The sequence below is a fragment of the Pseudomonas sp. LG1D9 genome, from assembly GCF_002949995.1.
GTDB classification, from domain to species: domain Bacteria; phylum Pseudomonadota; class Gammaproteobacteria; order Pseudomonadales; family Pseudomonadaceae; genus Aquipseudomonas; species Aquipseudomonas proteolytica.
On record NZ_CP026881.1, the window covers coordinates 4,258,619 to 4,273,145 of the forward strand.

The 14,527-nt window shown below is 55.4% G+C and carries 13 protein-coding genes and 1 tRNA gene; 12 read left to right on the plus strand and 2 right to left on the minus strand.

All coding sequences use genetic code 11. The features are described from left to right. Positions 1-9: 9 nt before the first annotated feature. Positions 10-570: a glycine cleavage system protein R gene (locus C5F71_RS19915; RefSeq protein ID WP_029299075.1), complete on the minus strand. Its 561-nt coding sequence runs from the start codon at positions 568-570 to the stop codon at positions 10-12. 260 nt (positions 571-830) lie between these two features. On the opposite strand from C5F71_RS19915, the gene dapA reads away from it, so the two are divergent. The 8 genes from dapA (at position 831) to C5F71_RS19955 (ending at position 6,625) form a co-directional block, all read left to right on the plus strand. After that, on the plus strand, positions 831-1,709 hold the full coding sequence (dapA, locus tag C5F71_RS19920) for a 4-hydroxy-tetrahydrodipicolinate synthase (protein ID WP_070995812.1): 879 nt from the start codon (positions 831-833) through the stop codon (positions 1,707-1,709). A gap of 17 nt (positions 1,710-1,726) precedes the next feature. After that, positions 1,727-2,842 carry an outer membrane protein assembly factor BamC gene (gene bamC, locus C5F71_RS19925; protein WP_104911783.1) on the plus strand — a complete coding sequence of 372 codons (1,116 nt, stop codon included), beginning with the start codon at positions 1,727-1,729 and terminating at the stop codon, positions 2,840-2,842. A gap of 4 nt (positions 2,843-2,846) precedes the next feature. After that, positions 2,847-3,605 (plus strand): MBL fold metallo-hydrolase, encoded by a 759-nt coding sequence (locus tag C5F71_RS19930; RefSeq protein WP_032857872.1) that lies wholly within the window; start codon positions 2,847-2,849, stop codon positions 3,603-3,605. Between the two features lie 28 nt (positions 3,606-3,633). Further along, complete coding sequence (purC, locus tag C5F71_RS19935; protein ID WP_003211975.1) at positions 3,634-4,347, plus strand: phosphoribosylaminoimidazolesuccinocarboxamide synthase; 714 nt, start codon at positions 3,634-3,636, stop codon at positions 4,345-4,347. A gap of 83 nt (positions 4,348-4,430) precedes the next feature. Next, positions 4,431-4,520 (plus strand) — tRNA-Ser (locus C5F71_RS19940). 382 nt (positions 4,521-4,902) lie between these two features. Then, complete coding sequence (locus C5F71_RS28965) at positions 4,903-5,577, plus strand: hypothetical protein (protein WP_158682878.1); 675 nt, start codon at positions 4,903-4,905, stop codon at positions 5,575-5,577. 8 nt (positions 5,578-5,585) lie between these two features. Then, positions 5,586-6,029 carry a DUF488 family protein gene (locus tag C5F71_RS19950; protein ID WP_104911785.1) on the plus strand — a complete coding sequence of 148 codons (444 nt, stop codon included), beginning with the start codon at positions 5,586-5,588 and terminating at the stop codon, positions 6,027-6,029. Beyond that, complete coding sequence (locus C5F71_RS19955; RefSeq protein WP_104911786.1) at positions 6,026-6,625, plus strand: DUF4326 domain-containing protein; 600 nt, start codon at positions 6,026-6,028, stop codon at positions 6,623-6,625. Before C5F71_RS19950 ends, C5F71_RS19955 begins: the two co-directional genes overlap by 4 nt. A 121-nt stretch (positions 6,626-6,746) precedes the next feature. Here the strand turns inward: C5F71_RS19955 and C5F71_RS19960 are convergent, their stop codons facing one another. After that, a complete protein-coding gene (locus tag C5F71_RS19960) occupies positions 6,747-7,478 on the minus strand; it encodes a hypothetical protein (protein WP_104911787.1) in 732 nt (243 codons plus the stop codon). Positions 7,479-8,323: 845 nt separating this feature from the next. Here C5F71_RS19960 and C5F71_RS19965 point away from each other — a divergent pair. The 4 genes from C5F71_RS19965 to C5F71_RS19980 all read left to right on the plus strand — a co-directional run bounded on the left by C5F71_RS19965 (position 8,324) and on the right by C5F71_RS19980 (position 14,515). Then, complete coding sequence (locus tag C5F71_RS19965; RefSeq protein ID WP_104911788.1) at positions 8,324-9,577, plus strand: OprD family porin; 1,254 nt, start codon at positions 8,324-8,326, stop codon at positions 9,575-9,577. 57 nt (positions 9,578-9,634) lie between these two features. Continuing rightward, positions 9,635-10,999: an MFS transporter gene (locus C5F71_RS19970; RefSeq protein WP_050493012.1), complete on the plus strand. Its 1,365-nt coding sequence runs from the start codon at positions 9,635-9,637 to the stop codon at positions 10,997-10,999. 173 nt (positions 11,000-11,172) lie between these two features. Then, positions 11,173-13,278: a 3-hydroxyacyl-CoA dehydrogenase NAD-binding domain-containing protein gene (locus C5F71_RS19975; RefSeq protein WP_104911789.1), complete on the plus strand. Its 2,106-nt coding sequence runs from the start codon at positions 11,173-11,175 to the stop codon at positions 13,276-13,278. 40 nt (positions 13,279-13,318) lie between these two features. Further along, complete coding sequence (locus C5F71_RS19980; protein ID WP_029299057.1) at positions 13,319-14,515, plus strand: acyl-CoA dehydrogenase family protein; 1,197 nt, start codon at positions 13,319-13,321, stop codon at positions 14,513-14,515. The last annotated feature ends 12 nt before the right edge of the window (positions 14,516-14,527 follow it).

Sequence of the window (14,527 nt, forward strand, 5' to 3'; positions counted from 1 at the left end):
AAAACTTCCTTACATTGGGTTCTGTGGGCGCCAGGGTTCGATCAGTGCATCCAGGTTCAGCGCATCGGCGAAATCCAGGAACTGGTCACGCAACCAACTGATCTGCACGCCTGCCGGCAAGGTCACCGTAAAGGTGGCGTTGAGCATGGTGCCGCCGGTCTGAGGGGCCTGATAAGTGTCAAACGTCAGGTTTTCCAGTTCGACGTTATGGTCGATAAAGAACTGGCACAGTTCATTGACGATGTCCGAACGGTAGGCCGAACTGACGTAGGCCACATACGGTAGCGCCTGGGGACGGTTCTCCAGGGCCGCACTGCGCACCACATTGACGGTGAAGTCGTGCTTCTTGGCCAGGGTCGGCAAGCCGGCTTCCAGGCGCGCCAGGGCATCCCAGCTTCCGGAAATCTGCAGGACCAGCGCACTGCATTCGCCATGGCGAGTCAGGCGTGAGGTCACGACGGCGCAGCGGTTTTCATGGCTGGCGCGGCACAGGACGTTAGTCAGCTCCATGGGGTTGGCGCCAAGGGCACTGATAACAAGGAATTGTTCGCGGACTGTGGGGGTGGACATGCAGCATTCCTAAAGCGATGAGCGGTCGATACGAGCGTGCGGTACCGATCAAAGGATCAAGGGTAGCGAAAAGCGCCGCCAAGGGCTAGGACGTGGCGTTTTCATTGCATATTCAGTGGCAGTTGGCCGTGCTTTGGCCCAATGATGGCATTGCCGGCAACTAAGTTGATCCAGAACGCATCCTCAGAGGGTACTTCGCTTGTGCAAGCATCTTGGCGCCAGTACCATTACGGCTCTCTTTTTCCGGCAGGAGCGGTTGCATGATTGCGGGCAGTATGGTGGCACTGGTCACACCCATGGATGCACAAGGTAATCTCGACTGGGACAGCCTGGGCAAACTGGTGGACTTTCACCTGCAAGAAGGCACCAACGCCATTGTGGCCGTCGGCACCACGGGTGAATCGGCCACGCTTGATGTGGAAGAACACATCGAGGTGATCGAGTTTGTGGTCAAGCGCGTTGCAGGGCGTATCGCGGTCATTGCCGGTACGGGCGCCAACTCGACTCGCGAAGCGATCGAGCTGACCAAGAACGCCAAGAAAGCCGGTGCCGATGCCTGCCTGCTGGTGACGCCGTACTACAACAAGCCGACCCAGGAAGGCTTGTACCAGCACTTCAAGACCATCGCCGAAGCCGTCGACATCCCGCAGATCCTATACAACGTGCCAGGGCGCACGGCGTGCGACATGCAGGCCGCGACCGTGATCCGCCTGTCGACCGTGCCGAACATCATCGGTATCAAAGAAGCCACGGGCGACCTGCAGCGCGCCAAGGACATCCTGGCCGGCGTGAGCAGTGACTTCCTGCTGTACTCCGGCGACGACGCCACGGCGGTGGAGCTGATTCTGCTGGGCGGCAAGGGCAATATCTCGGTAACCGCCAACGTTGCCCCGCGTGCCATGAGCCAGATGTGCGCCGCTGCCATCGCCGGCGACGCCGTGACCGCCCGCGCGATTCACGAAAAGCTGATGCCGCTCAACAAAACACTGTTCATCGAATCCAACCCTATTCCCGTGAAATGGGCGCTGCATGAAATGGGCCTGATGCCGGACGGTATCCGTCTGCCGCTCACCCAACTCAGCCCAGCCTGTCACGAACCGCTGCGACAGGCCCTGCGCCAGTCCGGCGTCCTGGTTTAATTGAGGAAGCACTACGCATGAAGCGATTGGCCGGACTTTCCGCACTTGCCTTGATTATCTCCAGCACCAGTGGCTGCGGTTGGATCTGGGGCCCGGAAGGCTACTTCCGTGACCGCGGCAGCGATTACCTGGAAGCACAACAAACCGCACCGATGCAATTGCCGCCGGACGTCAACGTCGCCAAGCGCCTTGACCCGTTGCTGCCGATCCCGCGCAACGTAGCCGACGACACCGTCAAGGGCGAGTACGAAGTACCGCGTCCACAACCGATTTCGGCCCTGGCCGATGCCAGCGACTACAGCCTGCAGAAAAGCGGCGATTCGCGTTGGATCATGGCCCAGCGCCCACCTGCCGAAGTCTGGCCGGTGGCGGTGCAGTTCTTCCAGGACAATGGCTTCCGTATCGACGAGCAACGCCCGCAGACCGGTGAATTCACCACCGCGTGGCAGCAGCCGAGTGAGCTGTCGGCCAACATGGCCAAGCGCTTGCAGGCGAGTGGCGTCGCCGCTGATGGCGAAAGCCGCATCCGCGTGCGCATCGAGCCAGGCGTGCAGCGCAATACCAGTGAAGTCTACGTGGTCAGCGCCGAGCGTCCTGCGGGCAGCACCGCCAACGTCGACTTCACCAACCGTTCGGTCAACAGCGGTGTCGATGCCGCGCTGGTCGACGAGATGCTTGCCAGCATGAGCCGCATCTCCGAGAAGGGCGGTTCCGTCTCGCTGCTCGCCGCCCGTGACTACGACACCCCTAGCCGTGTCAGCCTCACCGAAGACGGCAGCGGCAACGTTGTGCTCAACCTGGGTGAAGACCTGGACCGTGCCTGGGCCAGCGTCGGCCGTGCCCTGGAGCAAGGGCCATGGCGCGTCGAAGACATCAACCGCAGCCTGGGCCTGTACTACATCAACGTGGCAGAAAAGGCCGAGAAGAAAGACGAAGAGCGTGGTTTCTTCAGCAAGTTGTTCGGCAGCGAGCCGACCAAGGAAGAGATCGAGACCCGCGCCGAGCGTTATCAAGTGCGCTTGAGCAAGGTCGGCGACAACGTGCAAGTCACCGTCGAGAAAAACATCAACACCGTGGCGCCAGCAGAAACGGCGCGCAAAGTGTTGGGCGTGATTCAGGACAACCTGGGCTGATCCGATGCGTTTTGCTGTTCTCGGCAGCGGTAGCCAAGGGAACGGCACGCTAGTAGCCCACGACGACACGTACGTCCTGGTGGATTGTGGTTTCTCCCTGCGGGAAACCGAGCGACGCCTGCTGCGCCTGGGGGTTCACCCCGCGCAGTTGAGCGCGATTCTAGTGACCCACGAACATGCCGACCACGTGCATGGCGTGGGTTTGCTGTCTCGGCGCTACAATCTTCCGGTGTACCTGAGTCGCGGCACCTTGCGCGGGATGCGCAAACCCATTGAACCCGCAGGTTTCCTGGCCGGTGGCGAGCAACTGCAGATCGGTGCCTTGAGCATCGACGTGATTGCTGTGGCGCATGATGCCCACGAGCCCACGCAATATGTATTCAGTGACGGCGAGCGCCGCTTTGGCCTGCTTACCGACCTGGGTTCCTACTGTGCCAAGGTGCTGGAAGGCTATCGTGACCTCGATGCGTTGATGATCGAGTCCAACCATTGCCGTGACCTGCTGGCGCGCGGTCACTACCCGTACTTTCTCAAGCAACGGGTGGGTGGCGAGCTGGGACATTTGAACAACCACCAGGCGGCGTACCTGGTGTATGAGTTGGGCTGGCAAGACCTGCAACACCTGGTCCTGGCCCACCTGAGCAGCAAGAACAACCTGCCGCAGCTTGCCCGGCAATGTTTTGTCGACACCCTCGGGTGCGACCCGGACTGGCTGCAACTGGCCGATCAAGATTCAGGGCTTGACTGGCGACATATCGCCTAGCCCATCTACTTACCAAGCGGAGCCCATCATGGAAAAACGTGAAGAACTCTACCGCGGCAAAGCCAAGTCGGTTTACAAGACCGACGACGCCAACCGCTTGATCCTGCTGTTTCGCAACGACACCTCGGCGTTCGATGGCAAGCGCATCGAACAGCTCGACCGCAAGGGCATGGTGAACAACAAGTTCAACGCCTTCATCATGCAGAAACTCGAAGCGGCCGGCATTCCGACCCAATTCGACAAACTGCTGGGCGACAACGAATGCCTGGTGAAAAAACTCGACATGATCCCGGTCGAGTGCGTCGTGCGTAACTACGCAGCCGGCAGCCTGGTCAAGCGCCTGGGCGTGGAAGAGGGCCTCAAGCTCAACCCTTACACGTTCGAACTGTTCCTCAAGGACGACGCCAAGGGCGACCCGTTCATCAACGAATCCCACGTCGTGGCATTCGGCTGGGGCACTGCTGAACAGCTGGCACGCATGAAAGAACTGTCGCTCAAGGTCAACGACGTCCTGAGCAAACTGTTTGACGATGCTGGCCTGCTGCTGGTGGACTTCAAACTGGAATTCGGCGTATTCCACGACGGCTCCATCGTCCTGGGCGACGAATTCAGCCCAGACGGCTGCCGCCTGTGGGACAAGGACACACGCAAGAAGATGGACAAAGACCGCTTCCGCCAGGGCCTCGGTGACGTTATCGAAGCCTACGAAGAAGTCGCCAACCGTCTCGGTGTACCGCTGTAATCGACGCAAGCATCTGATAGCACGGAAAAAAATCCACTGAGAGCTTTGCTTCCCAGTAACAGGCTGTTATGATGCGCGCCGTTGGAGAGATGCCAGAGTGGCCGAATGGGACGGATTCGAAATCCGTTGTACCTTCACCGGTACCTAGGGTTCGAATCCCTATCTCTCCGCCATTACATAAAAACCTTTGTAAATAAATTAGTTACGAAGGTGCAAAAACAGTAATTTGTAGCAGTAGCTTGCGGCATTTTTTTGCCAAGCTACAGTAGCCAAATTGCTGTTTTTTTTCGTCCGTATTTTTTGATTGAATAGATCAGTTCCACCTTCCAACCTCATAGGCCGTTAACCTCTGTGACCGGCTATGGTGCGAAACGGCGGGGTTGGCGTCGCGACGTACAGCACGCGAACGAGTCTTCGTTAGAGGCTCTTACGATGCGACATAGATCGCTTGATGGACCTTTCCTGTTGTGGATTCACCAAAGTAGGGCTTGCCATCCATGATGGGCTGAGGCGAGGATACGCAAGGCACATCGCCATCACGGAAAGGAAGCCGACATGCCTTATCAAGCTCAGATTGTTTGTTTGGCCAACTCACGAAAACCGCAAGGCAAGTGCATCGCTGGAAAAATATGGGGTGGTGATCACCATGGCACTTGGGTACGTCCTGTAAGCAATCGCCCACAAGATTCGATCTCAGACCCAGAACGGACATGCCAAACGGGCCAATTTGCTCAGTTACGTGATCTTTTATCTATATCCTTTTCCAATGCTCATGGGCATGTGTTTCAACAAGAGAATCATGTGATTCAGCATCCACCCGTTTGGGTTCAGAATGGGCAGGCCTCAATTGCTGACCTTGCAGGTCTTGTGGATACGCCACTTGCCTTATGGGAAAACAATCATCACAGCTATTCAGGCTGCAATGATAAGGTTCCGGCTGAGATCCTTCTCCATCCTCGACCCAGCCTCTACCTAATTCGCCCTCAAAATATCAGGGTTAGAGTCTCTGCAGAAGGTGCGTATCGCGGGGATAGGACGCTAAAGGCACGGGCAACATTTTCGTATAATAGAGTTAACTATTCTCTTATCATCACTGATTGTGATGTGGAAAATTACTATCAGCGGCAAGGTGCCGGTGAATATGTTCCAGAAGGTATCAGCTATTTCACGGTTAGCCTTGGTGACGTGAGCAATGGGTTTGCTTATAAATTGATAGCCGCTGTGATCTGAGGATGAAAATGAAAATATTTACAATAGGATTTACAGAGAAAAAAGCTGAACGGTTTTTTTCACTTATTAAATTGTCGGGCACAAAGCGGGTTGTTGACGTTCGATTGAACAATATTTCTCAACTCTCAGGTTTTGCGAAAAGAGACGACTTGAAATATTTTTTAAAAGAAATATGCGACGTTGACTACGTACATTTGCCAGAATTGGCACCCACAAAAGAAATTTTGTCGCCATATCAGAAAAAGGAAATTTCTTGGCAACAGTATGAAGATAAATTCCTCAATCTTATGGCGAAGCGAAATATTGAAAAACACGTAAAGCCAGAAATCATTGATGAGGGGTGCTTGCTTTGTAGCGAGCATCAACCGCACCAGTGCCACAGACGACTGGTTGCAAATTACCTTAAGCAAGCTTGGAATCAATCTGATGCGGTTGTCAAAGATTTAGTATGAGCAAAGAAGCAAAGGTCTTAATCGCATATCCTATTGACTTCCGTTCATATTCTAAATTTGAAAGGAAAGTCGATAAAATTATCAGCTCTCTTGAAAAAGTAGAGCTGATTTTCGTTCGTGACGAAAACGAATTTATCGAGACATATTCAAAGTCCAAAGGTTTGCAGGCAACCGCTTTAGTCTCAGATAAAGACGCGTTGAAGGAAGTCACGCACGCTATTCTTTTCCAAGATGAAGAAAGAAACTGTTTTTATATTCTTCATAATGAATTGCTTGACATGGAAATACCGACAAGAGTGATAAATTTAAAAATCACCAAAGTTTCTAATAAAGATATGGGTGATAGCTATGATGTTTACATTGGTAGGGGAACCCTATGGGGCAATCCTTACCAAATGGGTAAAGAAGGCACCCGTGATGAGGTAATAGCCAAGTTTGCTTATGATTTTGATAAGCGTTTTTTGAAACTACCCGAAAAGTTTGATGAGAACATCGAAAAGCTCAGAGGTAAGACGCTCGGCTGTCACTGCAAGCCTGCAGCTTGTCATGGTGACGTAATCGCCAATTACCTAAATTCTCAAGACGATGGTAAATGAGGTCTCGACCCGAATCCTGCCTGTGGATGGCAGTTTTTTCGTTTCTTAAAATTCATTTTTGGACGGTGCTTGTGATAATTTATCAGTTGTTTTCATAAGCTAAATTTGTTATCGGTTAAAGCTAGCCGCCGAGTATGGTTTTGAATTGTTGCCGAACTCGTGCGTAAACCCAATTTGCTCTTTTTCGATGCTCATCCTTCTCGGTTTTAGCTAATATTTCTTCAAGGCGAAGTAGAAGAAGGGTATAGATGGTAACTCCATTATCTGTTGCTACTCCCATAAAATCGTCCTTTGGGAATGAACTCGTTATGAGATGTTTTGACTTGGTAAACGATAGTTTGTAAGGGTCAACAAAAAGCCCGAGGCTATCGTTGTCTAGCATGTCCGGAATGATGTCTAAATGGTTTAATTCGGAAATTGCATCATCCAAAATTATTCTTGGATATACGCCTTTTGACTCCAGTTGGTAAGCCTTGTTGAGGGCTGGACCAAAAACTATATCTTCTTGATGATGTAACTGTCCAATTGTGACTCCTGCTCGCAAAAGAAATCCACATATTGCAGATCCTATGAAAATATTAGATAGTCCATATATTATTTGCGGTAGAAACTCCTCTTTATATGGAAGGCTGATTACGCAGCAATCAGAAAATGAGGTGATTTTTGCCTCTCCTGAACCGGTAGCTTGAAGAAGTGGTGAGCTTTTCAGTAGTTTGGGGATGAGGGCAAGTTGTCCGATTTTTACCGGATCGTTTCCTGCATTGGAGATGTGTGATTTCCAGCCAAGCACATCAAAAAAAACCACAATTCTTTCTTCGTAAGTGATTGGGGCAATAAGATCGCTAATAACCATAAGCTATCATCCTGAAAGCTGTGTAAAAATAATATGGGCAGTTTCTTTATGTTATACGTCGGAAGATAAATTGGCAATCATCGGAAAACGATACGGTTGAATGTATAAGCCAGTTGAGGGGATGGGTTTTTCTAAAGGTTCGGAATCCTACTGTTTAAGTGTGAGGTATTTACGTACGATTAATGGTTTTTGATATTGTCGATCTTTCTCCGCTTTTTTCGCTTTTCTTCTTCTGTTTTTATGCCGAAAGGGCAGGAGGGATCGGCGGGAATACCAGTTATCTGGTGGTAACGCTCCGTTTATCGAGCTTTTTCGACACTTCCATGGAAGGTTTTTATGACGAAGGGCTATTTTATTTTTTGAAAATTTGCAGCAAGAATTTTTAGCAAAATGCCAGAAAGTATCTGTACCTATTGGTTTTAAAGGGCTGGAAAGTACGATTCGAAAAGTCCCTATCTCTCCGCCATCACATAGAAAAGCCCCGCAGATTAATTTCTGCGGGGCTTTTTCGTTTCCGTCTCCCTCTCTTCCAACGCCTGCCTCCCCAGTTTTGCCACCCTGTTTTGACGATTTCTCCCCAGCGTTTTGCCTAGCGAAACACTTCCAATAATCGCTCCCCGGTTTTCATTCAGGTAAACCCATAAAAAACAATCACATACACATTTTGTGATTTTGTTTTCCCGTCAGCCCTTTACTTAAAATTGGTGAAATGCTTATATTTTGTTGTTAATTCAAAATACAGTTCCGCACAGCGAAATTGATTGAATTGTCAAAGCTGTAGCGTTCCTTCGTCCTTGGCGAGGGGCGAGGGACTTCACACATAACAACAAAAATAGGGCTGCATCATGGAGCGCCATTCCTGCGTCATTGCTACGTGTCTCCTGGTTTGCATTGTGCCTGCGTCGGCGTATGCGGACTTTTTCGCAGACAGTAAGGCCAGCGTCGAGCTGCGTAATTTTTACATCAATCGCGACTACAGCCAGGCCAGCACCACCCAGTCCAAGCAGGAAGAGTGGGCCCAGGGCTTTTTGCTGCGTTACGCATCTGGGTTTACCGCGGGCCCTGTTGGTTTTGGGCTGGATGCGATCGGTTTGGTTGGCGTGAAGCTCGACTCCAGCCAGGACCGTGCCGGTTCCGGTTTGTTGCCTCGCCAGCGAGATGGCCGTGCGGTGGATGAAAGGGGCTCCCTTGGCCTGACGGCCAAGGTGCGGGCGTCCAAGAGTTTGCTCAGGATCGGGACCTTGCATCCGCGCCTGCCGGTTGTTCAGTTCAACGACACCCGCTTGTTGCCGCAGACGTTCGAAGGCGTACATCTGAATTCCCAGGAGTTCGCCAACACCACCCTTGATGCGGGGCAGATCCGCCAGGTGACCCAGCGCGATTCCACGAACCGCGAAGACCTGACGCCGTCAGTGGCCAACGCCAAGGGCATTCGTGTCAGCAAAGGCGCCAGCACTGATGAGTTCAACTTCGCAGGCGTCGGTTACAAGTGGAGCAACCAGTTAAGTGGCAGCTACTTCTACGGTGAACTCGACCGTTTTTACCGCCAGCACAATTTCAGCCTGTTGCATGTGCTGCCCCTTGGGGAAGGGCAGTCGCTCAAGAGTGACTTGCGTTATGCCAGGTCCTACAACGAAGGCCAGAGCAATATCGATAACACTGCCGTGTCAGCGATGCTCACCTACAGTCTGGGCGGCCACGCGTTTGGTCTGGCCTATCAGAAGATGAGTGGCGACACTGGCTACGCCTATATCCATGGCGCCGATGCGTTCTTGCCCAACTTTATTTCCAACAACGATTTTGCCAACCGGGATGAGATGTCCTGGCAGGCTCGCTACGACTTCAATTTTGCCGCTGTGGGTATTCCGGGCCTGACCTTCATGACCCGTTACGTCTACGGCAGCGATATTGAGTTGGGCGCTGGCAAGCCGACGGGCTCTGAGTGGGAGCGCGATACGGACATTGCCTACGTGTTCCAGGACGGTTCGTTGAAAAATCTGGGGGTGAAATGGCGTAACTCGTCTTTGCGCATGAATCACTTTGGCAGTGATCTGGACGATAACCGCCTGATCATCAGTTACACCCTGCCACTCCTGTAGTCGAGTCGGTGACAGCCCGCCAGGCGGGTCTATAACAACAATGAGGTCGTAGCGGCTATGAAGAACGCACTTTATCCATCACGTATACGCGCCTGGTTCACCGTCAGCATACTGATGCTGGCCTACGTTTTATCCTTCGTGGACCGGCAGATTCTCAACCTGCTGGTGGGACCGATCCGTCACGACATGGATATCAGTGACACGCAGATGAGCCTGTTGATGGGGCTGTCGTTTGCGATTTTCTACACCCTCTGTGGCATCCCGCTGGGGCGGATTGCCGACAGCAAGAGCCGGCGTAACCTGCTGATGTGCGGGATCCTGGTGTGGAGCGGCATGACGGCCGCTTGCGGGATGGTCAAAGGTTACTGGCAGTTCCTTTTTTGCCGGATTGGCGTGGCAGCAGGCGAAGCCTCCTTGGCGCCCTGTGCTTACTCGATGATCTCCGACAGTTTCACCCCTGAGCGTCGCGGTACGGCGTTCAGCGTGTATTCGACGGCGATTTACCTGGGTTCGGGCGTTGCCCTGTTGTTGGGCGGGGTGGCGGTGCACTTTGCTACCAGCCAGGGTGATATGACATTGCCGCTTATCGGCACGGTGCGCCCGTGGCAAATGGTGTTCCTGATTCTCGGCGCGGTTGGCGTGGTCTTCTCCCTGTGCTTGCTGTTGTTGCGCGAGCCGGTGCGCCATGGCGTGGGGGCGGGCCTGGAGCTGCCGTTTTCGGAGTTCGTCGATTACCTGCGTAAAAACCGCCGCACCATGCTTTGCCATAACCTGGGCTTTGCTTGCCTGACGTTTACGGCCTACGGCAGCAGTGCCTGGATCCCGACATTTTTTGTGCGCTCGTTCGACATGAGCGTACCTGAGGTCGGGGTGATCTACGGCAGTATGCTGGCGATCTGCGGCTCCCTTGGCTTGTTGGTGGGCGGCCGGTTGTGCGACTGGCTGATCAAGCGCGGTCACCGCGATGCTCCCCTGCGTATCGCAATCCTGGCTGCTGTGCTGACCTTGCCGTCGAACTTGGGCTATTTGGTGGATGACAAGAACCTGGCCCTGGTGATGATGGCCCTTCACGTGTTTACCGTGAGCATGCCCTTTGGCGTCGGTCCTTTGGCCGTGCAAGAAGTGGTGCCCAGCCCGATGCGTGGGCAGGCCTCGGCGCTTTATCAGTTTGCCGTGACCCTGATCGGCCTGGGGATTGGCCCGACGGCCGTGGCCTTGGGTACCGATTATGTGTTCGGCAGCGACTCGGCGCTGCGCTACTCGCTGGCAGTGGTGACGGGCGTTTCGCTGGTGCTGGCAGTGGTGATTCTGATGAGCGGCCTGCGGTCGTATCGCGAGAGCCTGGAGCGTCTCAAAAGCTGGGCGCCCAAGGATCCCACGCTGGTGGTCCCTGGGCGGCAGGTGCCAGCGGCTGACGCTTGAGTCAGCAATTTCTCGCGCTCGATCAAGCTGGCACCCCCGTGGGGTGTCGGCTTTTTTTTCGTCGGAAATCTTTCCAGAAACCGTTTGCCAAAACATGGCTCTTTGATAAAATCGATCCACATGTTCCGCAATGCGGAACATGGTTTCAATAAAAACAAGATATCGAGGTTCAGATGAATTCCAGCGTGAGCTACGAGCGCCAAGGCGAGATTGCACTGATCACCCTGAACAACCCGCCGGTCAATGCCCTCGGTCAAGCCGAGCGTGAAGGTCTGTTGCGCGCCTTGCACCAGGGCCAGATCGACACGCAGGCCAAGGTGTTGGTGTTGCTGTGCGCTGGCCGCACTTTCATTGCCGGGGCTGATATCAAGGAATTCGGCAAGCCGCCTCAGGCGCCGAGCCTGCCGGAAGTGGTCAACGCCTATGAACAAAGCGACAAACCCTGTGTCGCGGTGATTCACGGCACGGCCCTGGGCGGAGGTCTGGAAATGGCCCTGGGTTGCCATTATCGAATCGCCCGCCGCGATGCCAAAGTCGGTCTGCCGGAGGTCAAGCTCGGGTTGCTACCGGGCGCGGGCGGCACCCAGCGCTTGCCCCGTCTAGCCGGTGTGGCCAAGGCCTTGGAGATGATTGTCTCCGGCCAGCCCATCAACGCCACTCACGCCCGGGAACATCACATTGTCGATGAACTGTTCGACGGTGACCCTCGCACCGCCGCCATCGCCTTTGCCCAACGCATGCTGGATAACGGCCTGGGTGTGCGGCGCACCGGTGAACAAACCGCCGCCCTCAAGGGCGCGGACAACGCCGCGTTGATCGCCGCCAAACGCGTGGAGGTCAGCCAGCGTTTACCGGGGTTCTTTTCCCCTCCACGCTGCGTCGCGGCGGTCGAGGCGGCGACCTTGCTGCCACTGGCCGAAGGCTTGCAACGCGAGCGCGCACTGTTCCAGGAGTGCCTGGCCTCTGAGCAGCGTGCGGCGCTGGTACACGCCTTTTTTGCCGAGCGCCAATGTGCCCAGATCGACGACCTGCCCAAGGACACGCCCGTGCGTAACGTTGAACGCGTCGGGGTGATCGGTGGCGGCACCATGGGCGTGGGCATCGCCTTGAGTTTTGTCAGCGCGGGCATTGCCGTGCTGCTCTTGGAAGTCGATGAGCCGGCTCTGCAACGGGCATTGCAGCGTGCCCGCGAGACCTGCGAAGCCAGTGTCGCCCGTGGCAGCTTGAGCCCTGCCGTGATGGAGCAGCGTTTGGCGCTGCTGCATGGTGGGGTGGACTACAGCGAGCTGGCCACTGCCGATCTGGTCATCGAGGCGGTGTTTGAAAGCCTGGAGGTCAAGCGGCAGGTGTTTGAACGCCTGGATCTGGTCTGCAAACCCGGCGCGATCCTCGCCAGCAATACGTCGTCACTGGACCTGGACGTCATCGCCGGTTTCACTTCACGGCCTCAGGATGTGGTGGGCCTGCACTTTTTCAGCCCGGCCAACGTCATGCGCCTGCTGGAAGTCGTGCGCGGGCGGCACACCGCTTTCGACGTGTTGGTCACCGTCATGCAATTGAGCAAAAAGCTCAACAAGATTGCCGTGGTGGTAGGCGTCTGTGACGGGTTCGTCGGTAACCGCATGATCTTCCAGTATGGCCGCGAGGCCGAGTTCCTGTTGGAGGAGGGCGCCACTCCCGAGCAAGTCGACGGGGCCTTGCGGACCTTCGGCATGGCCATGGGCCCCAATGCCATGCGGGACCTGTCGGGGCTGGATATCGGCTGGAGCATCCGCCAGCGCCAGCGCGCCACGCTGCCCGCGAACTATCCGTTGCCCGGCGTCCTCGACGCGTTGTACGCGGCCGGCATGCTCGGCCAGAAGACCGGCAAGGGCTTCTACTGTTACGCCCCCGGCTCCCGTCGTCCCGAGCCCAACCCTGACCTGTTGCCGCTGCTGCAAGCCGTCTCCCGCGACAAAGGCATCGAGCGCCGCGCCCTGAGTGATGAATACATCGTCGAGCGCTGCCTGTTCGCCTTGATCAACGAGGGCGCAAAAATCCTTCAGGAAGGCATCGCCCGACGTAGCAGCGACATCGATGTCATCTACCTCAATGGCTATGGCTTTGCCGCCTGGCGAGGCGGGCCGATGTTCTATGCCGACAGCCTTGGCCTGGAAAAGGTACTGGCCCGTATTCGCGAGTTCCACCAACGCTTCGGCGCCTGGTGGGAACCCGCGCCGCTGCTGGAAAAACTGGCGGCAGAAGGGCGGCGCTTCGCTGACTGGAAACTGGATTCATAACGGCCTGCTTCACGGTCTATCAATGGCTTGGAGAAACAACATGGATATTCATTTTACCGCTGAAGAACTGGCGTTTCGTGATGAAGTCAGGGCCTTCTTGAAGAACAAACTGCCCCAGGACCTGGCCGACAAGGTGCGCCTGGGCAAGCCCTTGTCCAAGGATGATCACCTGCGCTGGCAGGCAATCCAGAACGCGCAGGGATGGTACGCCACCCATTGGCCAGTGGCCTTTGGCGGCACCGGCTGGGGTGCTGTGCAAAAGCATATCTTTGATGAGGAATGCGCACTGGTGGGCGCTCCGCGCAGCATTCCGTTCGGGGTCAACATGGTGGCGCCGGTGCTGATCAAGTTCGGCACGCCGCAGCAACAAGACCACTACCTGCCACGCATCCTCAACGGTGCCGATTGGTGGTGCCAGGGCTACTCCGAGCCAGGCGCCGGCTCTGACCTGGCCTCGCTGAAAACCCGCGCGGTGCGCGAGGGCGACTATTACATCGTCAATGGCCAGAAGACCTGGACCACCCTGGGCCAGCACGCCAACATGATTTTCTGCCTGGTGCGCACCGACCCCCAGGCGCAGAAGCAGCGGGGTATTTCCTTTCTGCTGATCGATATGACCAGCCCGGGTATCAGCGTGCGGCCGATCATCACCCTGGACGGCGAGCACGAGGTCAACGAGGTGTTCTTCGACAACGTCAAGGTGCCCGTAGCGAACCTGGTGGGCGAAGAAAACCAAGGCTGGACATGCGCCAAATACCTGCTCACCTACGAGCGCACCGGCCTTGCGGGAATCGGTGCTTCGAAAGCGGCGCTGGCCCACCTCAAGCGCATTGCCCGCAAGCAGATGAGCGAAGGTCGGCCGATATTCGACGACCCGCTGTTTCGCGCCCAGGTCGCAGAGTTGGAAATGCAACTCATGGCTGCCGAAATGAGCACGCTGCGCACCCTGGCTGCGGCCAAGGACGGCGGGGTGCCGGGGGCAGAAAGTTCGATCCTCAAGGTCAAGGGCACTGAAGTCCGCCAGGCCATCAGCCACTTGCTGCGCAAGGTGATCGGGCCGTACGCGTTGCCGTTTCTGGAAGAAGAGTTGGGCCTGGATTACCCGGGCGAACCCCTGCACGCCGACTACAGCGTGGCGTTGGCCAGCCAGTATTTCAACCTGCGCAAGCTGTCGATCTTCGGCGGTTCCAACGAAATCCAGAAAAACATCGTCGCCAAGATGATTCTCGAACTGTAAGGGGCTCTGACC